Here is a 22,296-nt window from a genome sequence, read left to right as displayed (position 1 = left end):
CGCCGGGGACACAGCGCCGCACACGCTCACTGACGGCACGGAGCGGGAGCCGGACCGGCCCCTCACCGCAAGCCGAGCCCAGCACACCCCGCGTCACACGCCCGCCCCCGGCCACCTCACACCGGCGGCGCAAACCCCGTACGCGGCGGCCGCCCTCCGCCACCGTCCCCCGCATCACCCGCACGCCCCTGCACCCCCACTGCCCCGGCACCGTCACCACGCGTCCTCCCGGCACCGGCCCCGGCCTCAGGAGCTCCGGCCCCACCCCCGGGCGAAGCCCAAGCCCCGCCCGCCGACGGCGCGTCATGATGCCCGCCCCCGGAGGTCACGACATCCCCCGCTGTCTCCACAGGCCGGTGCGACGTCCACGACCCGCCAGCCCCGGCCCCACCGCCACCGGCGCCAGGTTGCCCACCGGGAGCCCCCTCTCCCCACCCCACAGGCGCCGCCCCGACAGCTCCGATCAGCCCAGCCCCCGCCGACGACGGCGCCGAAGCCCCGAACGCCCGCTGCGACTCCCGCGCCTGCCGTTCCCCGGCCACCGCCGCCAGATACGCCGCCGGATGCACCCCCGCAGGCGCCGGCACCCCGGTGAACCCGCGCAGATCCTCCGCCAGCCGCCCTGCCATCGCCCCACCAACTTGCGGATCCAGCTGTCCCATCCGTGCCAGGTACTGCCGCACCGTCAGCCACCACCCATCGGGCACCCGCGAAAGGTCCAGCGCCCCGAGCTCCGCCACCAGCCACGGAGGCGGTGGCGGCAGCGCCGCCCCGGCCTCCGCCACGGGCATCCGCTCCCGTATGACCAGCGTCCCGGCGAACACGTCACCCAGCCGACGCCCTCGCGCCGACACCAGCGACGCAATGGCCGCCACCACCCCCATCGTCATCACGATCTCGATGGCACCCATCGCCCCGCGCACCAACGCATGCCGGAACCGGATCGGCCCGCCGTCCTCCCGCACGACGCGCAGTCCACAGACCAGCTTTCCCAGCGACCGGCCCTGACTCAGCGTCTCGATGACGATCGGGATCCCGACCTGCACCAGCACGAACGCCGCCACCGACACGGCTGCCACCGCCGCACTGTCCATGGACGAGGTCGCGCTGACCAGGATCAGCGAGATGCCGATGTAGGTCACCCAGGCCACGGCCACATCGACCGCCACCGCCAGCCCCCGGCTCGGCAGCCTGGCCGGCCGCAGCCCGAGCACCACCGCTTCACCCGTGACGAGTTCACTCACGCCGGGCCCCACTCCCTCTCGATCCCCGAAATCCCGCCCACCCCACGCCGGACACGGCCAGTCTGCCAAGCTGACCCGGCACTCACCCACGGCGCTGCGAGGAGCGACACCCTATGGACCTCGATGTCTTCATCACGGCCCACAGCGCCGAATGGGATCGTCTCGAAACACTGCTGGGCCGCAAACGCCGCCTCACGGGAGCCGAGGCCGACGAACTGGTCGCCCTCTACCAACGCACCACCACGCACCTCTCCCTGCTCCTCTCCAGCGCTCCCGACCCCGCGCTGACCAGCCGCCTCACATCCCTCGTGGCCCGCGCCCGCAGTACGGTCACCGGCGCCCGCAAAGCCTCCTGGCGCGACACCGCCCGCTTCTTCACCACGGCCTTCCCGGCAGCCGTCTACCGCCTGCGCCACTGGTGGATCCCCACCGCGATCCTCTCCACCGCGGTAGCTGCCCTCATGGGCTGGTGGATAGCCGCACACCCCGAGGTCCAGGCAGCCATCGGCGCCCCGGAGGACCTCCGCGACATGACCCGCCCCGGCGGCCAGTACGAGACCTACTACTCCAGCCACCCCGCCGCGTCCTTCGCCGCCCAGGTATGGACGAACAACGCCCAGGCCGTCGCCCTGTGCCTCGTCCTCGGGGCCTTCGCCGGCCTCCCCGTCCTGTGGGTCCTCTTCCAGAACATGCTCAACCTCGGTGTCGGCATCGGGCTGATGTCCTCCGCGGGCCGCCTCGACACCTTCCTCGGCTTGATCCTCCCGCACGGCCTCCTCGAACTGACCGCCGTCTTTGTCGCCGCCGGCATCGGCCTCCGCCTGGGCTGGACCCTCATCGACCCCGGCCCGCGCACCCGCCGTACGGCCCTCGCCGAGGAAGGCCGCTCCGCCCTCGGCGTCGCCGTCGGACTCGCCGCCGTCCTCTTCATATCCGGCGCTCTCGAAGGCTTCGTCACCCCTTCCGGCCTCCCCACCTGGGCCCGCATCGGCATCGGAATCGCCGCCGAACTGGCCTTCCTCCTGTACGTCTACGTCCTGGGCGGCCGCGCCGTCCGCGCCGGAGCAACCGGCGATGTCGACCTCGCCGATCGCGAAGCCGCCCTGCCGACCGCCGCGTGATGTGCATCGAGCCCTGCTGACCTGCTAATCTCCTCTTCGCCCCCAAAACCCGTTGACACGGGCAGCAGGGGGAGGTAGATTTGAACGGTTGCAGCGAACTGGACAAGTTCATCCGCGACGGTTAGTCTCTTCTCCGCTTCGGCCGGAATTTCAATTCGGCGAAGCGCAACCGACCACTTATCGGAAGCCCCGGCCGATCAATTCGGCCGAACGCCTTCTGATAAAGTCGGAAAAGCCAAAAGGCAAACCCCCTCCGACGGGATTCGGAAACGAATTCGGACCGGCAACGGACCGAATCGGATCTGATAGAGTCGGAAAGGCCGGAAAGCGAAAGCCGAACGGCCAGCCCGCTCCAACAGGGCGCCAGAGACGGAAACGGATCTGGTAAGGTTGGAAACGCGAAGAAGCCGAAAGGCGGAAACGCACCGGCGAAAATCGGGCCCGCAAGGATCTGATAGAGTCGGAAACGCAAGACCGAAGGGAAGCGCCCGGAGAGCCCGGTACTGAGCAATCAGAACCGATAAGGCACAAAGGAAGCGTCCGTTCCTTGAGAACTCAACAGCGTGCCAAAAGTCAACGCCAGATATGTTGATACCCCGTCCACCGGAAACACTTCCGGAGGATGAGGTTCCTTTGAAAAGCCCACCACGGCCCATGCGGTCGGGGTGGCACACACAGCGAGGACGCTGTGAACGACCGGACCTATTCCGTCTGGTCGTTCCGCTCTCGTGTGTGTTTCACCGGATTACCGGTAAACATTCACGGAGAGTTTGATCCTGGCTCAGGACGAACGCTGGCGGCGTGCTTAACACATGCAAGTCGAACGATGAACCTCCTTCGGGAGGGGATTAGTGGCGAACGGGTGAGTAACACGTGGGCAATCTGCCCTTCACTCTGGGACAAGCCCTGGAAACGGGGTCTAATACCGGATACGACCACCGACCGCATGGTCTGGTGGTGGAAAGCTCCGGCGGTGAAGGATGAGCCCGCGGCCTATCAGCTTGTTGGTGGGGTGATGGCCTACCAAGGCGACGACGGGTAGCCGGCCTGAGAGGGCGACCGGCCACACTGGGACTGAGACACGGCCCAGACTCCTACGGGAGGCAGCAGTGGGGAATATTGCACAATGGGCGAAAGCCTGATGCAGCGACGCCGCGTGAGGGATGACGGCCTTCGGGTTGTAAACCTCTTTCAGCAGGGAAGAAGCGAGAGTGACGGTACCTGCAGAAGAAGCGCCGGCTAACTACGTGCCAGCAGCCGCGGTAATACGTAGGGCGCAAGCGTTGTCCGGAATTATTGGGCGTAAAGAGCTCGTAGGCGGCTTGTCACGTCGGATGTGAAAGCCCGGGGCTTAACCCCGGGTCTGCATTCGATACGGGCAGGCTAGAGTTCGGTAGGGGAGATCGGAATTCCTGGTGTAGCGGTGAAATGCGCAGATATCAGGAGGAACACCGGTGGCGAAGGCGGATCTCTGGGCCGATACTGACGCTGAGGAGCGAAAGCGTGGGGAGCGAACAGGATTAGATACCCTGGTAGTCCACGCCGTAAACGTTGGGAACTAGGTGTGGGCGACATTCCACGTCGTCCGTGCCGCAGCTAACGCATTAAGTTCCCCGCCTGGGGAGTACGGCCGCAAGGCTAAAACTCAAAGGAATTGACGGGGGCCCGCACAAGCAGCGGAGCATGTGGCTTAATTCGACGCAACGCGAAGAACCTTACCAAGGCTTGACATACACCGGAAACGTCTGGAGACAGGCGCCCCCTTGTGGTCGGTGTACAGGTGGTGCATGGCTGTCGTCAGCTCGTGTCGTGAGATGTTGGGTTAAGTCCCGCAACGAGCGCAACCCTTGTTCTGTGTTGCCAGCATGCCCTTCGGGGTGATGGGGACTCACAGGAGACTGCCGGGGTCAACTCGGAGGAAGGTGGGGACGACGTCAAGTCATCATGCCCCTTATGTCTTGGGCTGCACACGTGCTACAATGGCCGGTACAATGAGCTGCGATACCGCGAGGTGGAGCGAATCTCAAAAAGCCGGTCTCAGTTCGGATTGGGGTCTGCAACTCGACCCCATGAAGTCGGAGTTGCTAGTAATCGCAGATCAGCATTGCTGCGGTGAATACGTTCCCGGGCCTTGTACACACCGCCCGTCACGTCACGAAAGTCGGTAACACCCGAAGCCGGTGGCCCAACCCCTTGTGGGAGGGAATCGTCGAAGGTGGGACTGGCGATTGGGACGAAGTCGTAACAAGGTAGCCGTACCGGAAGGTGCGGCTGGATCACCTCCTTTCTAAGGAGCACTTCTTACCGACTTCGGTTGGTCAGAGGCCAGTACATCAGCGAATGTCTGATGCTGGTTGCTCATGGGTGGAACGTTGACTATTCGGCGCACTTGATTGGTTGTCACTAGTACTGCTTCGGCGTGGAACGTGAGGACGAGTGAAGTGGGCCGGGCACGTTGTTGGGTATCTGAGGGTACGGACCGTTGAGTCTGGACCTTCGCGATGCCGGCCCCAGTGAACTCAGCCTTCGGGTTGGGGTGGTGGGTGGCTGGTCGTTGCTTGAGAACTGCACAGTGGACGCGAGCATCTGTGGCCAAGTTTTTAAGGGCGCACGGTGGATGCCTTGGCACCAGGAACCGATGAAGGACGTGGGAGGCCACGATAGGCCCCGGGGAGCTGTCAACCGAGCTTTGATCCGGGGGTGTCCGAATGGGGAAACCCGGCAGTCGTCATGGGCTGTCACCCGCTGCTGAACACATAGGCAGTGTGGAGGGAACGCGGGGAAGTGAAACATCTCAGTACCCGCAGGAAGAGAAAACAACCGTGATTCCGGGAGTAGTGGCGAGCGAAACCGGATGAGGCCAAACCAGTCACGTGTGATACCCGGCAGGGGTTGCGTGGTTGGGGTTGTGGGATCTCTCTTTTACAGTCTGCCGGCTGTGAGACGAGTCAGAAACCGTTGATGTAGGCGAAGGACATGCGAAAGGTCCGGCGTAGAGGGTAAGACCCCCGTAGCTGAAACATTAGCGGCTCGTTTGAGAGACACCCAAGTAGCACGGGGCCCGAGAAATCCCGTGTGAATCTGGCGGGACCACCCGTTAAGCCTAAATATTCCCTGGTGACCGATAGCGGATAGTACCGTGAGGGAATGGTGAAAAGTACCGCGGGAGCGGAGTGAAATAGTACCTGAAACCGTGTGCCTACAAGCCGTGGGAGCGTCGCTGTATGTGCTTGCACATGCAGTCGTGACTGCGTGCCTTTTGAAGAATGAGCCTGCGAGTTTGCGGTATGTTGCGAGGTTAACCCGTGTGGGGAAGCCGTAGCGAAAGCGAGTCCGAATAGGGCGTTGAGTAGCGTGCCCAAGACCCGAAGCGGAGTGATCTAGCCATGGGCAGGTTGAAGCGGAGGTAAGACTTCGTGGAGGACCGAACCCACCAGGGTTGAAAACCTGGGGGATGACCTGTGGTTAGGGGTGAAAGGCCAATCAAACTCCGTGATAGCTGGTTCTCCCCGAAATGCATTTAGGTGCAGCGTCGTGTGTTTCTTGCCGGAGGTAGAGCACTGGATAGGCGATGGGCCCTACCGGGTTACTGACCTTAGCCAAACTCCGAATGCCGGTAAGTGAGAGCGCGGCAGTGAGACTGTGGGGGATAAGCTCCATGGTCGAGAGGGAAACAGCCCAGAGCATCGACTAAGGCCCCTAAGCGTGTGCTAAGTGGGAAAGGATGTGGAGTCGCAGAGACAACCAGGAGGTTGGCTTAGAAGCAGCCATCCTTGAAAGAGTGCGTAATAGCTCACTGGTCAAGTGATTCCGCGCCGACAATGTAGCGGGGCTCAAGCACACCGCCGAAGTCATGTCATTGCAGCAATACTCCCAACGGAGGCTGTGATGGGTAGGGGAGCGTCGTGTGCCGGGTGAAGCAGCCGTGGAAACGAGTTGTGGACGGTTCACGAGTGAGAATGCAGGCATGAGTAGCGATACACACGTGGGAAACGTGTGCGCCGATTGACTAAGGGTTCCTGGGTCAAGCTGATCTGCCCAGGGTAAGTCGGGACCTAAGGCGAGGCCGACAGGCGTAGTCGATGGACAACCGGTTGATATTCCGGTACCCGCTTTGAAACGCCCAATATCGAATCCATTAATGCTAAGGCCGTGAAGCCGGCCTGGAGTCTTCGGACAAAGGGACGTGGTGGAGCCGCCGATCCAAGGTGGTAGTAGGTAAGCGATGGGGTGACGCAGGAAGGTAGTCCAGCCCGGGCGGTGGTTGTCCCGGGGTAAGGGTGTAGCCCGTCATCTAGGCAAATCCGGATGACGTTAAGGGTGAGACCTGATGCCGAGCCGATTGTGGTGAAGTGGATGATCCTATGCTGTCGAGAAAAGCCTCTAGCGAGTTTCATGGCGGCCCGTACCCTAAACCGACTCAGGTGGTCAGGTAGAGAATACCGAGGCGTTCGGGTAAACTATGGTTAAGGAACTCGGCAAAATGCCCCCGTAACTTCGGGAGAAGGGGGGCCATTGCTGGTGATGGAATTTACTTCCTGAGCTGGTGGTGGCCGCAGAGACCAGCGAGAAGCGACTGTTTACTAAAAACACAGGTCCGTGCGAAGCCGTAAGGCGATGTATACGGACTGACGCCTGCCCGGTGCTGGAACGTTAAGGGGACCGGTTAGTCACATTTCGGTGTGGCGAAGCTGAGAACTTAAGCGCCAGTAAACGGCGGTGGTAACTATAACCATCCTAAGGTAGCGAAATTCCTTGTCGGGTAAGTTCCGACCTGCACGAATGGCGTAACGACTTCTCGACTGTCTCAACCATAGGCCCGGTGAAATTGCATTACGAGTAAAGATGCTCGTTTCGCGCAGCAGGACGGAAAGACCCCGGGACCTTTACTATAGCTTGATATTGGTGTTCGGTTCGGCTTGTGTAGGATAGGTGGGAGACTTTGAAGCGGCCACGCCAGTGGTTGTGGAGTCATTGTTGAAATACCACTCTGGTCGTGCTGGATGTCTAACCTGGGTCCGTGATCCGGATCAGGGACAGTGTCTGGTGGGTAGTTTAACTGGGGCGGTTGCCTCCTAAAGAGTAACGGAGGCGCCCAAAGGTTCCCTCAGCCTGGTTGGCAATCAGGTGTTGAGTGTAAGTGCACAAGGGAGCTTGACTGTGAGACTGACGGGTCGAGCAGGTACGAAAGTAGGGACTAGTGATCCGGCGGTGGCTTGTGGAAGCGCCGTCGCTCAACGGATAAAAGGTACCCCGGGGATAACAGGCTGATCTTCCCCAAGAGTCCATATCGACGGGATGGTTTGGCACCTCGATGTCGGCTCGTCGCATCCTGGGGCTGGAGTCGGTCCCAAGGGTTGGGCTGTTCGCCCATTAAAGCGGTACGCGAGCTGGGTTTAGAACGTCGTGAGACAGTTCGGTCCCTATCCGCTGTGCGCGTAGGAGTATTGAGAAGGGCTGTCCCTAGTACGAGAGGACCGGGACGGACGAACCTCTGGTGTGCCAGTTGTCCTGCCAAGGGCATGGCTGGTTGGCTACGTTCGGAAAGGATAACCGCTGAAAGCATCTAAGCGGGAAGCCTGCTTCGAGATGAGTACTCCCACCCCCTTTGAGGGGTTAAGGCTCCCAGTAGACGACTGGGTTGATAGGCCAGATATGGAAGCCTGGTAACGGGTGGAGTTGACTGGTACTAATAGGCCGAGGGCTTGTCCTCAGTTGCTCGCGTCCACTGTGTAGGTTCTGAAGTAACGACCTGTGTTTATGCCGGGTTGGTTAACTTCATAGTGTTTCGGTGGTCATAGCGTTAGGGAAACGCCCGGTTACATTTCGAACCCGGAAGCTAAGCCTTTCAGCGCCGATGGTACTGCAGGGGGGACCCTGTGGGAGAGTAGGACGCCGCCGAACAAATTTTGTTAAAGCCCCTCGGGAACGAAAGTTCCCGAGGGGCTTTTTCGCGTTTCCGGAGGGGCGAAAAGCGACCGATCGATGGGGTGGGGTTGCTTGTTGGCCCGGCTTGATCAGCGTGGTCGGGTGCTGGCAGAGAGGCCTTGTTGACGCCTTCTCCCGGTGACAGCCCTTCCCTTAGCACTGCTTAGGAGAGCATTCTTCCCAGGCCCGTAGTGCGGCCTTGAGGAGGTGCTCGCCCCCTGTAGCGCGGCGTCGCCAACCATATGACGGCATGCCCTTGCCATGCCACGTGTCCGGCGGATGTTTCTGCGGGCTCAGCCTCGGCCTACGTCCGAGGCTAGGAACGACCCGGTCCTACAGACGGCCGGAGGACTTCAGGGTGAGGTAGGCGTCGGCCAGGTCGGGGGCGAGATGGGCCGGGGTGGAGTCGATGACCGTGATGCCGTGGTGGCGGAGGCGGTCGGCGGTGTGGCGGCGGGCGGCGCGGGTTTGCTCCGCGGCGGCGGCTGCGTAGACGGCCTGGGGGGTGTGGCGGCCGGCGGCCATTTCCTCGATGCGGGGGTCCGCCACGGCCGCGACGATGAGTTCGTTGCGTTGGGTGAGGCTGGGAAGGACGGGCAGGAGAGCTTCCTCCACGGGGGCCGCGTCCAGGCCGGTGAAGAGCACGATCAGGGACCGGCGCGGGGTGCGGCGGTGGATGGTGGCGGCCAGGCCGCGGGCATCCGCCTCGATCAGTTCGGATTCGAGGGGAGCCAGGGCGTCGGTCAAGGCCGGGAGGAGGTCGCGGGCCGTGCGGCCCTGGACCGAGGCGCGTACGCGGCGGTCGTAGGCGAGCAGGTCCACGCGGTCACCGGCGCGGGCGGCAAGAGTGCCGAGCAGCAGGGCGGCGTCCATGGAGGCGTCGAGGCGGGGGATGTCGCCGACGCGGCCAGCTGAGGTACGGCCGGTCTCCAGGACGAGCAGGATGCGGCGGTCCCGCTCAGGGCGCCAGGTGCGGACGGCGAGGTTCTGCCGGCGGGCGGTGGCGCGCCAGTCGATGGAGCGGGTGTCGTCGCCGGGGGTGTAGTCGCGGAGGCTGTCGAACTCGGTGCCCTCGCCGCGGGTCAGGATGCTGGTGCGGCCATCGAGTTCTCGGAGCCGCGCGAGCTTGGCGGGGAGGTGCTTGCGGCTGGTGAAGGGGGGAAGGACGCGCAGCGTCCAGGGGACGTGGTGGCTTCCTTGCCGGGCTGCCAGGCCGAGTGGGCCGTAGGAGCGGACGGTGACGCGGACCGCGTGGTGGTCGCCGCGGCGGGTGGGGTGGAGCGTGGTGGTGAGGCGGCGGCGTTCGGCGGCGGGGATGCGCACGGTGTGGCGGGACGCGGGGATGTCCGAACCGGGGCGGAAGGAGCTCGGGGGCCAGGCGTCGCGGATCTGGGCGCGCAGGGTGCGGCGGCTCGGATTGGTGAGCGTGAGGTGGGTGTGGGCTTCGCCTGTTAGTCGAACTGTTGTGTCACCGGTTCGGGTGAAATGGAGCTTTCGCACTGGCGCGGCGAGCGCGAGATCGCACAAGATTGCTATCAGCAGGGCGAGTTGGACGAAGAGGATGCCGAACCAGCTGGGCAGCACGAAGCCGACGAAGAGGGCTCCGCATGCGGAGATGAGGGCGGTGCGTCCGGTGAGGGCCACGGTGTCGTCTCAGCGGGGGACGGGGAGATGAGCGAGCACGGCGTTGATCACGGAGTCCGCGGTGACCCCCTCCATCTCCGCTTCGGGGCGGAGCTGGACGCGATGTCGGAGCGTGGGAAGAGCAAGCGCCTTGACGTCGTCGGGGGTGACATAGTCCCGGCCGGTGAGCCAGGCCCAGGCTCGTGATGTGGAGAGCAGGGCGGTGGCGCCTCGGGGGGAGACGCCGAGAGAGAGCGAGGGGGATTCGCGGGTGGCACGGCAGATATCGACGATATAGCCGGTGACTTCGGGGGAGACGGCGGTCTTGGCGACCGCGTCTCGCGCGGCGTCGAGGTCAGCGGTGGAGGCGACAGGGCGCAGTCCTGCGGCACCGAGATCGCGGGGGCTGAAGCCGGCCGCGTGCCGGGTGAGGATGTCGATCTCGTCATGGCGGGCGGGGAGCGGCATGGTCAGCTTCAGCAGGAAGCGGTCGAGCTGGGCCTCGGGGAGCGGGTAAGTGCCCTCGTACTCCACAGGGTTCTGGGTGGCGGCCACCAGGAACGGCTCGGGGAGGGGACGGGCTGTGCCGTCGACGGTCACCTGGCGCTCTTCCATCGCTTCGAGCAGGGATGCCTGGGTTTTGGGAGGCGTGCGGTTGATCTCGTCGGCGAGCAGCAGGTTGGTGAAGACGGGACCGGGCTGGAAGGAGAACTCTGCGCTGCGGGCGTCGTAGACCAGCGAACCGGTGACATCGCTCGGCATCAGGTCAGGGGTGAACTGGACGCGCTTGGTGTCGAGTTCGAGAGCGGCTGACAAGGCGCGAACGAGCAGGGTCTTGGCGACTCCGGGGGCGCCTTCGAGGAGCACATGACCGCGGCAGAGGAGGGCGACGACCAAGCCGGTGACGGCGGGGTCCTGGCCTACAACGGCCTTGGCTATCTCGGTGCGCAGGTCCTCCAGGGAGGCTCGGGCGCTGTCAGCGGTCGGGGTGCTCACGGGGGGCGTGCCTCTCTTGGGAAACGATCGAGGTTTCGAGTGCGTCGAGTTGGTCGGCCAGGTGGACCAGGGCCTTGTCGTCCGCGGGGGACGCGCCGAAGAGCAGGTGGTGAAGGTCTGCGTCGACGCCGGGGGTGGAGGTCAAGTGGGCGTGCAGGGCTGGGAGAAGGACGTCGGGGGTGTGGGCGTGTGTCGGGGACACGCCGATGAGGGGGGCGAGTCGGGTGCGGGTCGCGGAGCGCAGCACGGCCGAGGCCCGGTCGCGGGCGTTGGCCTGCTCGTAGAGGCGGGCGTGGCCCTCGGTGGTTTCGGCGGCAGGGACGGTGACCGGGAGCTTTTCCGGTACCAGCGGGCCGAGGCGACGGGCGCGCCACACGGCCGCGAGGACGGCGGCGAAGGCGAGTTGGAGCAGGGCCCAGTACCAGCCGGACGGGATGAGATCGAGGAAGCCGCGTTCATTGTCCTGAGCGGCGGACGGGTCGCTCAGGGAGGGGAGGTACCAGACCAGATGCTTGTGCGCACCGAGGAGTTGAAGGGCCAGCGAGGCGTTGCCGTGCTCAGCAAGGTGGTGGTTGTAGAGGAAGTCGGGGGAGCCGAGGACCACGGTGTCGCGGCCGGTGCGGGGGGCCGGCAGACGCAGCAGGGTGGGCTGGTCGCCGTTGAGGTAGCAGCGATCGGCGCCTTGGACGGATGTGGTGTAACTGCGGCCGCCCAGCAAGGCGTTACCCGCGCGCCGGGCCTCCGGCAGGGAACAGGCGGGCCGGCGGGCCGAGAGGCCGGCCGGGGAATCCGTCCGGACGCCGGGGGCGAAGGTTTCGAGGGACGAGGCGTCGGGGGTGATGAGGACGGTGCGACCGGGGGTGTGGGTGGTCGCGGTGTGCAGACCCGTCAGCTGATCTTGCGTCAGCATGTCGGGACGGGTGACGAGGAGTGTGGTGCCGGGGCCGGCCGCCGCGGCGGCTTCCTCGGAGGTGGTCACGACCTGGGTGGAGACACCGTGAGAGGCCAGGAGTTGGGCGAGGGCCCGGCTACCGGTCCGGTCGGCGGATCGGGGGTCGAGCCGCCCGTGCTGTTCGCCGGACTGAAGGGCCGCGATCACCATGCCGCTGATGACGAGCAGCAGGAGCGCGAGCAGCGGTCCGCGGGACCGGGTCCACAGGCTGCGAACGGTGGGCGGGAGCGCGGAGGCGTCCGGGGCTGCCGTGGTCATCCGCGGCTCCTGGTCGGGGTGCCGGCCAGGTCGGGCTTGGCGTGTTGCAGGTCGGTGTCGAGGCTGGTCAGAAGGGCGTACGCCGGTTCCGTGCCGGGGCGGCCGCCGTATGTGACGTCGTCAAAGGTGCGGGCCGCGGTACGCAGCCGGTCGGCGTATGCAGGGAGGGCCCAACCCGCCTCGGTGGCCGCCTCGTCGGCGGTGCGGCCTGGGCCGGGGGTGAGCAGGGCCCGTTCTTCGAGGGCGAGGACGAGGGCGCGCATGCGGTCCTGGATCGCCTGGTTCCAGAGGCCCTCGGCGGCGTGCCGGTCGGCGGCCGCCCGGTGTGCGGCGGCGGTGCGGGGGGCGTCGGAGAAGAGCGCGCCGCTGGTGGTCGGCGTGCGCCGTACCGCCCCGAGCCGGAGCCGGAGGGCGACCAGGAGCAGCAGGACGCATGCCGCGATGACGAGAATCCCGATCCAGCCGCCCGGTGTGGCGTCGGCGGCCGCGTTGAAGAGTTCGTTGACGCGTTGCCAGAGCCAGTCGAGGGCACGCTGGATCGGGTTGGGGTCGTGCTGGTGGTACCGCGGATCGGACAGCTCGCGCTCGGCCGCCTCCCGGGCGGGGAGGCGCGGAGTCCGCACCGGTATGTCGTCATCGGGGCGCGCCATGAGTCGTCCGAGCGCGGCCCCGTTCCCCCCTGTGGTCACCGCATCAGCTTCCCGGAGTGGCGTTATCGGGGTCTTGCCCGGTGCCGTCGGCCGGAGTGGCCTTCGCCTGGGCGTCCTTGGCGGCCGTGGGCGCGGTGCCTGGCTCGGAGGTCTCCGTGCTGGCGCTCCCCGTCTCCGAGCCTGCTGTCGCGGTGTTGTCCGTGGTGGAGCTGCCGGCCGGTGCGCTGTCTGCCGGTGCCGGTGTGTCAGTGGCGGTCGGGCTGGCCGCCGCCGGTGCGTAACCCTGGGCCGGACCCGTGCCTGCGGGAGCGTGGGGCGCCGAGTGCGGGGCGTCGGCGCCGTAGCCGGGGAGGCCTGCGGCGCGGGCGAGTTCGAGGTCGAGCGCCTCGCGGCGGATGCGCTGGTCCATGTACAGGAGCGCGGTGATGCCGGCGCTGATCGGGAAGGTGATGGTGGAGCTGATGACGGCTCCGACGCCCAGCACGATCAGGAACGACCAGCCGGTGGTGCCGCTGGTGCCGTTCGCCCAGTCCATGAGGCTCTCGCCACCGACCACGAAGGCGACCAGGGTGGCCGGGATCTGGATGATGAACTCGACGATGCCGATCAGGAGGTAGGTGAGGAGCTGGGTGCCCAGCACTCGCCACCAGGCGCCCCGTACGAGCTTCGCGGACCGGCGCAGCGCGGTGATGACGCCCTGCTTCTCCAGCATCAGCGCGGGGGAGGCGAGGCTGTAGCGGACCCACAGCCAGACGGTCACCACGGTGGCGGCCAGCCCGCCGAACAGGGTGAGGAGCAGGCCCACCTCCGCGGAGCCCGAGGCGACGAGGAGAACGCCGGGCGCCACACCGACCGCGAGGATGGCCATGAGGAGCAGGGGGAACAGAACGAGCAGGCCGAGCAGGCGCGGGAGCTGGGGGCGGGCGTCGCGCCAGGCTTCCCCGGCGGTCACCGAGCGGCCCAGGACGGCCCGGCTCACGACCATGGTGAGCAGTCCCGTGGCGATGAGGGTGGCGAGCAGTCCGATCACCGAGGTGATACCGGTGACGGCGAGCGAATTGCCCATCTGTTGCATGGATTCGCGGAGCGGCGGCAGGTTGTCGCTCGACAGGGCGGGCTCGCGGCCGGCGTCCTGGAACCACAGTCCGGTAACCACGGTGACGGCGGTCTGCGCGACCACCGCGACGATCAGCGAGATGCCGAGGACGGTCCGCCAGTGGGCGCGCATGGTGGCGACCGCGCCGTCGAGTATTTCGCCGACGGCGAGCGGGCGCAGCGGGATGACGCCGGGCTTGGCGGCCTGGGGCGGCGGGGCCCAGGCGCCGCCCCAGGGAGGCTGCGTGCCCGGTCCCGGAGCGCCGCCCCAGCCGGGCCCGCCGTAGCCGGGCGCCGTGGCGCGGGTGCGGTCGCCCGCGCCCTGGTCAGGCCGTCCGTGCGGGCCGCTCTGTGCGGGGATGCCGGCGGGGGCCGACCACTGGCCGGCGGGCGGCTGTTCCTTGGACCAGTTCGGTGGGGAGGACTGCCCGGCCGGGCCGGTCGGGTCTGCCTGGGTGGGCTGCTCCTGGGTGCCGCGGGCCGGCTCGTCAGAGGGAGTGGATCCGGGCGAGGCCCAGCCCGGAGAGTTGTTCATCGTCGCTCCTTCTTGCTGCCCGTCCGCCGGGGCGGCGGGTGTCCGGGGTCCGCGGTGGCAGTCATCGTGTCATGGCCACCGGTGTTGTGTACCGGTGCCCGGAGTACGAGGGGACCTTCTGTTCGAGGGTCGATCGACGGCAGACTGAGTGAATGGGCGATCAGGACGAGGTATCAGAGACGGGCGCCGGGGCGCTCACGATTCCGTCGTTGCGTTGGGAGGAGCCGCCCGATGGGCCCGTATTGGTCCTGCTTGATCAGACGCGGCTGCCGGCGGAGGAGGTCGAGCTGGTCTGCACGGACGTTCCGGCCCTGGTGCAGGCGATCCGGACGCTGGCCGTGCGCGGGGCGCCGCTGCTGGGCATCGCGGGTGCGTATGGCGTCGCGCTGGCCGCGGCACGCGGCTTCGACGTGGAGGAGGCGGTGGAGGCGCTGGCGCAGGCCCGGCCGACCGCGGTCAATCTGGGGTACGGCGTGCGGCGGGCGGCTGCCGCGTACCGCCCGGCGTTCGCGGAGGGCGGGGCTCGGGCCGGCGCGGCCGCGGCGCTGGCCGAGGCGCGGGCCGTGCACGCCGAGGACATCGAGGCCAGCACCCGGATGGCGCAGCACGGGCTGGCGCTGCTGGGCGAGCTGCTGCCGGGCGGCGGTCACCGCATCCTCACGCACTGCAATACGGGTGCCCTGGTGTCGGGCGGCGAGGGCACCGCCCTGGCGGTGGCGCTGGCGGCACACCGGTCCGGCGAGCTGCGCCGGCTGTGGGTGGATGAGACGCGGCCGCTGTTGCAGGGCGCGCGGCTGACCGCCTACGAAGCGGCGCGGACGGGTATGGCGTACACGGTGCTCTCGGACGGTGCGGCAGGTTCGCTCTTCGCCGGGGGTGAGGTGGACGCGGTGCTGATCGGCGCGGACCGGATCGCGGCGGACGGGTCGGTGGCCAACAAGGTCGGCAGCTATCCGCTGGCGGTGCTGGCGCGGTACCACCACGTTCCGTTCGTGGTGGTGGCACCGACCAGCACGGTGGATCTGGAGACCGAGGAGGGGGCGGATATCGAGGTGGAGCAGCGTCCGGGCCAGGAAGTGACGGAGTTCTCGTTGCCGTTTGTTCAGGGGCCCGGGGCGGAGGCCGGCACCGGCATACCGGTGGCGCCGCTGGGCGCGCAGGCCTACAACCCGGCCTTCGACGTCACTCCGCCGGAGCTGGTGACGGCGATCGTCACGGAGGCGGGAGTGGTGTCTCCGGTGACCCGGGACGGGCTGGCAGAGGTGTGTTCCACGTCACGATGGAGTAAGTCACGATCAGGTAATGGGATGATGGCCGAATGAAGGGACGCGTCCTGGTCGTCGACGACGACACCGCACTGGCAGAGATGCTCGGCATCGTGCTGCGCGGCGAAGGTTTTGAGCCGTCGTTCGTGTCGGACGGTGACAAGGCCCTTGCGGCCTTCCGCGAGACCAAGCCCGATCTTGTGCTGCTGGACCTGATGCTGCCCGGACGGGACGGTATCGAGGTCTGCCGGCTGATCCGGGCCGAGTCCGGGGTGCCGATCGTCATGCTGACCGCCAAGAGCGACACGGTGGATGTGGTGGTCGGGCTCGAGTCGGGCGCGGACGACTACATCGTCAAGCCGTTCAAGCCCAAGGAGCTGGTGGCCCGGATCCGGGCGCGGCTGCGGCGTTCGGAGGAGCCCACGCCCGAGCAGCTGGCGATCGGTGACCTGGTCATCGACGTGGCCGGCCACTCGGTGAAGCGGGAAGGGCAGTCGATCGCGCTGACCCCGCTGGAGTTCGATCTGCTGGTGGCGCTGGCGCGTAAGCCGTGGCAGGTGTTCACGCGTGAGGTGCTGCTCGAGCAGGTCTGGGGCTATCGGCATGCCGCCGACACCCGGCTGGTCAATGTCCATGTGCAGCGGCTGCGCTCCAAGGTCGAGAAGGACCCGGAGCGGCCGGAGATCGTGGTGACCGTGCGCGGGGTCGGCTACAAGGCCGGGCCCAGCTGAGATGACCCGGGACGGTTCGGCCCCGGAGGGAAAGCGGGGGCGCACCGTCGACCCGGCGGGTGATATGTCCTTTTCGGGCAGGTTGTCGGCCTGGTTGCTGCGCGGTGGGCAGTTGCTGCCCGACGGCGCGGTGAGCGGGCCGGTCCACCCCCTGCTGCGGCTCTTCAGCCGCTGGGTGCGGCGGCCACTGCTGCCCGCCCTGCGGCTGTGGCGCCGCAATATCCAGCTGCGCGTGGTGGCGACCACCCTGCTGATGTCGCTCGCCGTGGTGCTGCTGCTCGGTGTCGTGGTCGTCGGGCAGGTCCGTAACGGCCTGCTCACGGCCAAGGCCCAGGCCGCGCAGAGTCAGGCCGTGGGCGGCTTCAGCGTCGCCCAGAAGATGGCGGACGGCGCCGACGACACCCGACCGGACGAAGGGGCCCGTACCGGGAACCGCGGCACCCAGGACTCCGCGACCTGGCTGACCGGCCTGGTCGAGCAGCTCGCCAGTGGTGGCCAGGGCGTCTTCTCCGTCGTGGCGCTCAGCTCCGACTCCGACGAACCGTTCGGAGACTCCAGCCCCGGCACTCGCGGGCCGCGCGCCTCCGGCGATGTCGACCCCGAGCGGAGCGTGCCCGCCGACCTGCGGCGGAAGCTCGACACCAAGGCCGGGACGTTCCGCCAGTACACCCAGATCAAGCGCATCGGGTCGGACGACGGTGTGTCGGCGCTCATCATCGGCAAGCGGCTCAACGACGCGAACAGCAATCAGTACCAGCTCTATTACCTCTTCCCGTTCACCCAGGAGGAGGAGTCGCTCAAGCTCGTGACGGGGACCCTCGCGACCGCCGGGGTGTTCGTCGTGATCCTGCTCGGCGCGATCGCCTGGCTGGTGGTGCGGCAGGTCGTCACGCCCGTACGGATGGCCGCCGGGATCTCCGAGCGGCTGGCCGCCGGCCTGCTCCAGGAACGGATGAAGGTCACCGGCGAGGACGACATCGCCCGGCTCGGTGAGTCCTTCAACAAGATGGCGCAGAACCTCCAGGTCAAGATCCAGCAGCTGGAGGAGCTGTCCCGGATGCAGCGCCGCTTCGTCTCCGACGTCTCGCACGAGCTGCGGACGCCGCTGACGACCGTACGGATGGCCGCAGACGTCATCCATGACGCACGGGACGAGTTCGATCCCGCCACCGCGCGCTCCGCCGAGCTGCTGTGGGGCCAGCTCGACCGCTTCGAATCGCTGCTCGCGGAGCTGCTGGAGATCAGCCGCTTCGACGCGGGTGCGGCCGCGCTGGAGGCCGAGCCGGTCGACCTGCGCGATGTGGTGCACCGCGTCATCGAGGGCGCCGAGCCGCTCGCCGAGCGCAAGGGCACCCGCATCGTGGTGCGCGGCGCCGAGCAGCCCGTCATCGCCGAGGCCGACCCCCGACGGGTGGAGCGGGTGCTGCGCAATCTCGTCGTCAACGCCGTCGAGCACGGCGAGGGCCGCGATGTGGTCGTGCGGCTGGCGTCCGCGGGCGGCAAGAGCGGCGGCGCGGTGGCCGTCGCGGTGCGTGACTACGGCGTCGGACTCAAGCCCGGCGAGGCCACCCGGGTCTTCAACCGTTTCTGGCGCGCGGACCCGGCCCGGGCCCGTACGACCGGCGGTACCGGACTCGGCCTGTCCATCGCCGTCGAGGACGCCCGGCTGCACGGCGGCTGGCTTCAGGCCTGGGGAGAGCCGGGCGGCGGCTCGCAGTTCCGGCTGACGCTGCCGCGGACGGCCGGTGAGACGCTGCGCGGGTCCCCGATCCCCCTGGAGCCGGAGGACTCGCGGCGCCATCGCGGACTGGACGAGACCGGGCAGCCGCGTGCCGGGGCGGGCCGCAAGGCGTCCACGATCCCCGTGCAGGCGCGCGCCGCGCAGGCGGGTGACGCGGCCTCCCCCGTACCGGAGCCGAAGGTGGCCCGCCCGGAGGCCGATCCGACGGCGCTGCCCGGCAGTGGTGCCCGTGTGGTGCCGCAGACCGGGGGCGTACGGAGCGAAGCGGCGGCGCGTGGCGACAGCGCGCGCACCGACGAGCCGGTCCGCGGGAGCGGGGCCGAGCAGGAAGCCGGACAGGGCGTGGAGCGGGAAGGCGGGCTGCGTGGACACTGAGCGCGGAGGCGAGCGCGGGGAGGGGACCGGATCCCGCCCCCGTGCGCGCAGGGGTGCCCGGCCGGCGCGGAAGTTTCTGCTGCTCGGCTGTGCGGCCGTGCTGCTGGCCGGCTGCGCGTCGATGCCGGACGGCGGGGAGGTCACCTCGGTCGACCAGTCGCCGCGCTCCGAAGGGGAGTCGCAGGTACGGGTCTACGGCGTGCCCCCGCAGGACGGTGCCCAGCCCACCAACATCGTGCGCAGCTTCCTCGACGCGACCACCAGCGACGAGGCGGATTTCCGTACGGCCACCCAGTATCTGGCCAAGTCGGCGAAGCGGACCTGGCGGCCGTTCCAGGCCACCAATGTGCTCCAGGAGCGTCCGAAGGCCGAGCCGAAGACGCAGCCCAACCGCGAGGACGCCAACGGCTACACGGTCACGCTCTCCGGCAGCCAGGTGGCGACGGTGGACGACAGCCACGCCTACACCCCGGAGGAGAAGCCGTACCGCCGGACGATCCACCTCATCAAGGAGGGCGGCCAGTGGCGTATCGACCGGCTGCCCAACGGGCTGGTGCTCGGGCTGTCCGACTTCCAGCGCATCTACCGCTCGGTCAACAAGTACTACTTCGCGTCCTACCACTCGGAGTCGCAGGAGCCGAAGGCGAACCGGAACGCGCTCGTCGCGGACCCGATCTATCTGCGGCAGCGGATAAAGCCGATCACGGCCAGTGTGGAGGCGCTGCTGTCCGGGCCCACCAACTGGCTGAATCAGGTGACGACTTCGGCGTTCCCGTCCGGCACCCGGCTCGCCGCAAGCGATCTGGCGCTGGACGACTCCAACGCGCTGCGGGTCAGGCTCAGCAAGCAGGCGGTGAGCACGGACACCGCCCAGTGCAAGCGGATGGCAGCTCAGCTCTTCTTCACCGTCCAGGACATGACGCGGGCTTCGAAGGTCAGCGAGGTGGAGCTCCAGGACAACAGTGGCAACTCGCTGTGTGAGCTGTCCCAGGAGCAGGCCGAGAGCGACTTCGCCCCGTCCCCGGGCACCGGGCGCGCCGCCAGGGAGTACTTCATCGACGCCGACCACAAGGTCGTCGCCATGTCGGACTCCGCGACCGAACCGACGCCGGTGCGCGGGCCGTTCGGAACGGGCCACACCCCGCTGCGTTCGATCGCCATCTCGCGGGGTGAGGACACCGCGGCCGGGGTGTCGAGCGACGGCCGGTCGCTGTATGTGGCCGGCATGGAGGACGAGGTCAAACGCGGTGAGCCGCTGCTGACCAGCTCCGGCCCGGCCAAGGGCGCCGACGGCGGGCTGACCGCGCCGAGCTGGGACGGGCTGGGCGATCTGTGGATCGCGGACGGCGCCGCACACGGTTCGCGGCTGCTGCGGATGCGCGAGGGCAAGGGCGACCCCGAAGAGGTGGCGGTGCCCGGCCTCGACGGGCGGCGGATCAAGGCGATCAAGGTGGCCGCGGACGGGATCCGGATCGCGCTCCTGGTGGAGGACAAGGGGCGTACGACGCTCCAGCTCGGCCGGGTGGAGCGGGGCGGAAGTTCGGCGCACCCGAAGCTGTCGGTGCAGGAACTGCGGCCGATCGCGCCCCAGTTGGAGGACGTGGTGGCCGCGTCCTGGGCGGGCGGCAGCCGGCTGGTGGTGGTCGGACGGGAGTCCGGCGGGGTGCAGCAGATGCAGTTCATGGAGACCGACGGTTCGGCGTCCAACGCGCAGACGCTGCCCGGCGTCAACGGTGTCAAGTCGGTGGCCGCCTCGGAGGACGAGACCAGGCCGCTGATCGCCGACGCCACGGAGGGCATCGTGCGGCTGCCGCCGGACGCGAACTGGAAGACCGTGGCGAAGGACGGGACGGCGCCGGTCTATCCCGGGTGACGCGGAGGGCGCGGTCGCTGCTACGCCTATGAGGTGAGCGCGGCGCCGGAGAGGGTGGCAGGTCCGGCCTGCCGTGATGCCCCCCCCGTGCGGCTGATCCACACGACCGCGGGCGCGGTTATCCACAGGGGTGGTGGCCGGGCGGGAACGGCGGGACAGTGGAGTCATGCAGGGGGTGTGGCGCGAACTGGCCGGTCTCGTGCTGCCGGTCGACTGCGCGGGGTGTGGTCGGCCGCGCACGGAACTGTGTGCCGAATGCCGTCGGGTGCTGGCGCGGGACGGGCGCGGGGCGCGGCGGGTACGACCGTGGCCGGAACCCGTGGGACTGCCCCGGGTGTGGGCGGGGACGCCGTACGCCGACGAGGCACGGGCGGTGCTGCTGGCTCACAAGGAGCGCGGTGCCCTGCGGCTGGCCGGGCCGCTGGGGGCGGTGCTGGCCGGGGCCGTGCGGGGGCTGCGGCCCGGCGGCGGGCCGCAGCTGCTGGTGCCCGTGCCGTCGGCACGAAGATCGGTGGCCGGGCGCGGGCACGATCCGGTGCGCAGGATCGCGCTGGCGGCGGCCGGGGAGCTGCGGCGGGCGGGACGGGGTGCCCGGGTGCTGGCGGTGCTGCGGCAGCGTCGGGCGGTGGCCGACCAGGCGGGGCTGAGCGCCCGGGAGCGGCTGGCGAATGTCGCCGGTGCACTGGAGGTGCGGCCCGGGGCGGGGAGGCTGCTGACGGCGCAGCCAGCGGTGCTGGTGGACGACCTGGTGACGACGGGGGCCACGCTCGCCGAGGCGGCGCGGGCGATCACGGCGGCCGGCGGACGGGTGGCCGGAGCCGCGGTGGTGGCGGCGCCGAGCAGTGCTTTCGCGTTCAACGGCGCGCGAAGCGGGGTTTTACCACGTCGCATGTAGCCGAGGAGGAAAAGTCACCCAAATGGAGCCGACGCCTCCGAGGGGGTGCCGACATCCGTCCGGGAGAGCTATGTTCGGTTGTGAGGACTTGGCGAGTGTTTTGCCTCGAATGTCGCGCTCAATGCGTTCAGGGGCGTTTTCGGCGACCCTGAAAACGGGGGGAATGGAGAGCTTGTCGTCGGGGGAGGAGGAGGTGAAAGTCGCCAAGTCCGAGGCTTCGGCAACCACCGGAGCCTGGTGCAAGAAGGAATTGCTCCGCTTGAAGAGCGGAGCGATCCGGGAACGGAGTTCTGCGTGGACATCGTCGTCAAGGGCCGCAAGACCGAGGTGCCCGAGCGGTTCCGCAAGCACGTGGCCGAGAAGCTGAAGCTGGACAAAGTCCAGAAGCTCGACGCCAAGGTGATCAGCCTGGACGTCGAGGTGTCCAAGGAGCCCAACCCGCGGCAGGCCGACCGTTCCGACCGAGTGGAGATCACCCTCCGCTCCCGTGGCCCGGTGGTCCGGGCCGAGGCGGCCGCAGCCGATCCGTACGCCGCGCTGGATCTGGCAACCGCCAAGCTCGAGGCGCGTCTGCGGAAGCAGCACGACAAGCGCTACTCGCGTCGCGGCAACGGCCGCATTCCGGCGAGTGAAGTCGCGGTCACCGTGCCCGACGCCGCAAGTCTGAACACCAACGGCGAACTCGCCGCCGAGGCCGAGCAGAAGGTGCCGACCACCAGGATGGGGTCGATCGACGTCCAGGGTGAAGGGCCCCTGATCGTCCGCGAGAAGACCCACTCGGCCGCGCCGATGCATCTCGACCAGGCGCTCAACGAGATGGAGTTGGTCGGACACGACTTCTACCTCTTCGTCGACGCCGACACCAAGCTGCCGAGCGTCGTCTACCGGCGGCACGCATACGACTACGGAGTCATCCACTTGAACCCCGACTTGTTCGGGGAGGAGGAGCCCGGCGGCGCAGGCGGCGCGCTGGGCGGCTGAACCCCACCCGCTCGGTGCCCCCGGCGTACGCCG

13 protein-coding genes and 3 rRNA genes are annotated in these 22,296 nt (G+C 67.9%); 10 read left to right on the top strand and 6 right to left on the bottom strand.

What is annotated here, in order from left to right; all coding sequences use genetic code 11:
- Positions 1-116 precede the first annotated feature (116 nt).
- Positions 117-1,244: an RDD family protein gene (locus tag QT196_RS15645; protein ID WP_266738838.1), complete on the bottom strand. Its 1,128-nt coding sequence runs from the start codon at positions 1,242-1,244 to the stop codon at positions 117-119.
- A gap of 113 nt (positions 1,245-1,357) precedes the next feature.
- Between QT196_RS15645 and QT196_RS15640 the strand changes: the two genes are divergently transcribed.
- From QT196_RS15640 to rrf, 4 genes are all read left to right on the top strand, one after another.
- On the top strand, positions 1,358-2,365 hold the full coding sequence (locus tag QT196_RS15640; protein ID WP_168479430.1) for a stage II sporulation protein M: 1,008 nt from the start codon (positions 1,358-1,360) through the stop codon (positions 2,363-2,365).
- A gap of 758 nt (positions 2,366-3,123) precedes the next feature.
- A 16S ribosomal RNA gene (locus tag QT196_RS15635) occupies positions 3,124-4,652 on the top strand.
- 303 nt (positions 4,653-4,955) lie between these two features.
- Positions 4,956-8,078: ribosomal RNA gene (locus QT196_RS15630) — 23S ribosomal RNA — on the top strand.
- Between the two features lie 74 nt (positions 8,079-8,152).
- A 5S ribosomal RNA gene (gene rrf / locus QT196_RS15625) occupies positions 8,153-8,269 on the top strand.
- The 16S, 23S and 5S rRNA genes sit together here, the layout of an rRNA operon.
- A gap of 357 nt (positions 8,270-8,626) precedes the next feature.
- Here rrf and QT196_RS15620 read toward each other — a convergent pair.
- The 5 genes from QT196_RS15620 to QT196_RS15600 are packed head-to-tail and all read right to left on the bottom strand — an operon-like array spanning position 8,627 to position 14,402.
- Complete coding sequence (locus tag QT196_RS15620; protein ID WP_290355103.1) at positions 8,627-9,937, bottom strand: DUF58 domain-containing protein; 1,311 nt, start codon at positions 9,935-9,937, stop codon at positions 8,627-8,629.
- A 9-nt stretch (positions 9,938-9,946) separates the two neighbouring features.
- Complete coding sequence (locus QT196_RS15615; protein ID WP_168479426.1) at positions 9,947-10,912, bottom strand: MoxR family ATPase; 966 nt, start codon at positions 10,910-10,912, stop codon at positions 9,947-9,949.
- Complete coding sequence (locus tag QT196_RS15610; protein WP_168479424.1) at positions 10,893-12,122, bottom strand: DUF4350 domain-containing protein; 1,230 nt, start codon at positions 12,120-12,122, stop codon at positions 10,893-10,895. Before QT196_RS15610 ends, QT196_RS15615 begins: the two co-directional genes overlap by 20 nt.
- Entirely contained in the window at positions 12,119-12,772 is a 654-nt protein-coding gene (locus QT196_RS15605; protein ID WP_356948472.1) for a DUF4129 domain-containing protein, read from the bottom strand. Before QT196_RS15605 ends, QT196_RS15610 begins: the two co-directional genes overlap by 4 nt.
- A gap of 43 nt (positions 12,773-12,815) precedes the next feature.
- Positions 12,816-14,402 carry a hypothetical protein gene (locus tag QT196_RS15600; protein ID WP_168479420.1) on the bottom strand — a complete coding sequence of 529 codons (1,587 nt, stop codon included), beginning with the start codon at positions 14,400-14,402 and terminating at the stop codon, positions 12,816-12,818.
- Between the two features lie 152 nt (positions 14,403-14,554).
- On the opposite strand from QT196_RS15600, the gene mtnA reads away from it, so the two are divergent.
- From mtnA to raiA, 6 genes are all read left to right on the top strand, one after another.
- On the top strand, positions 14,555-15,724 hold the full coding sequence (gene mtnA, locus QT196_RS15595; protein WP_168479418.1) for an S-methyl-5-thioribose-1-phosphate isomerase: 1,170 nt from the start codon (positions 14,555-14,557) through the stop codon (positions 15,722-15,724).
- On the top strand, positions 15,721-16,398 hold the full coding sequence (mtrA, locus tag QT196_RS15590) for a two-component system response regulator MtrA (protein ID WP_088797934.1): 678 nt from the start codon (positions 15,721-15,723) through the stop codon (positions 16,396-16,398). Before mtnA ends, mtrA begins: the two co-directional genes overlap by 4 nt.
- A 64-nt stretch (positions 16,399-16,462) precedes the next feature.
- Positions 16,463-18,514 carry an MtrAB system histidine kinase MtrB gene (gene mtrB / locus QT196_RS15585; RefSeq protein WP_248001164.1) on the top strand — a complete coding sequence of 684 codons (2,052 nt, stop codon included), beginning with the start codon at positions 16,463-16,465 and terminating at the stop codon, positions 18,512-18,514.
- Positions 18,504-20,387, top strand: coding sequence for an LpqB family beta-propeller domain-containing protein (locus QT196_RS15580; protein ID WP_211117358.1), 1,884 nt, complete (start codon positions 18,504-18,506; stop codon positions 20,385-20,387). Before mtrB ends, QT196_RS15580 begins: the two co-directional genes overlap by 11 nt.
- A 166-nt stretch (positions 20,388-20,553) precedes the next feature.
- Entirely contained in the window at positions 20,554-21,282 is a 729-nt protein-coding gene (locus tag QT196_RS15575; protein ID WP_168479416.1) for a phosphoribosyltransferase family protein, read from the top strand.
- 294 nt (positions 21,283-21,576) lie between these two features.
- Complete coding sequence (gene raiA, locus QT196_RS15570; protein WP_042155330.1) at positions 21,577-22,263, top strand: ribosome-associated translation inhibitor RaiA; 687 nt, start codon at positions 21,577-21,579, stop codon at positions 22,261-22,263.
- The last annotated feature ends 33 nt before the right edge of the window (positions 22,264-22,296 follow it).

Origin of the sequence: Streptomyces sp. P9-2B-2, from assembly GCF_030406865.1 — a bacterium.
Classification (GTDB): Bacteria; Actinomycetota; Actinomycetes; order Streptomycetales; family Streptomycetaceae; genus Streptomyces; species Streptomyces platensis.
Note: the sequence above shows the minus strand (reverse complement) of the source record. Positions and strands in the feature narration are given on the sequence as shown.

What these genes read in the sequence shown, in the direction of transcription:
- QT196_RS15640 (WP_168479430.1), top strand. Translation starts at nt 1,358, where the DNA reads ATGGACCTCGATGTCTTCATCACGGCCCACAGCGCCGAATGGGATCGT.
- QT196_RS15610 (WP_168479424.1), bottom strand. Translation starts at nt 12,122, where the DNA reads ATGACCACGGCAGCCCCGGACGCCTCCGCGCTCCCGCCCACCGTTCGC.
- QT196_RS15605 (WP_356948472.1), bottom strand. Translation starts at nt 12,772, where the DNA reads ATGGCGCGCCCCGATGACGACATACCGGTGCGGACTCCGCGCCTCCCC.
- QT196_RS15600 (WP_168479420.1), bottom strand. Translation starts at nt 14,402, where the DNA reads ATGAACAACTCTCCGGGCTGGGCCTCGCCCGGATCCACTCCCTCTGAC.
- mtnA (WP_168479418.1), top strand. Translation starts at nt 14,555, where the DNA reads ATGGGCGATCAGGACGAGGTATCAGAGACGGGCGCCGGGGCGCTCACG.
- mtrA (WP_088797934.1), top strand. Translation starts at nt 15,721, where the DNA reads ATGAAGGGACGCGTCCTGGTCGTCGACGACGACACCGCACTGGCAGAG.
- mtrB (WP_248001164.1), top strand. Translation starts at nt 16,463, where the DNA reads ATGTCCTTTTCGGGCAGGTTGTCGGCCTGGTTGCTGCGCGGTGGGCAG.
- QT196_RS15575 (WP_168479416.1), top strand. Translation starts at nt 20,554, where the DNA reads ATGCAGGGGGTGTGGCGCGAACTGGCCGGTCTCGTGCTGCCGGTCGAC.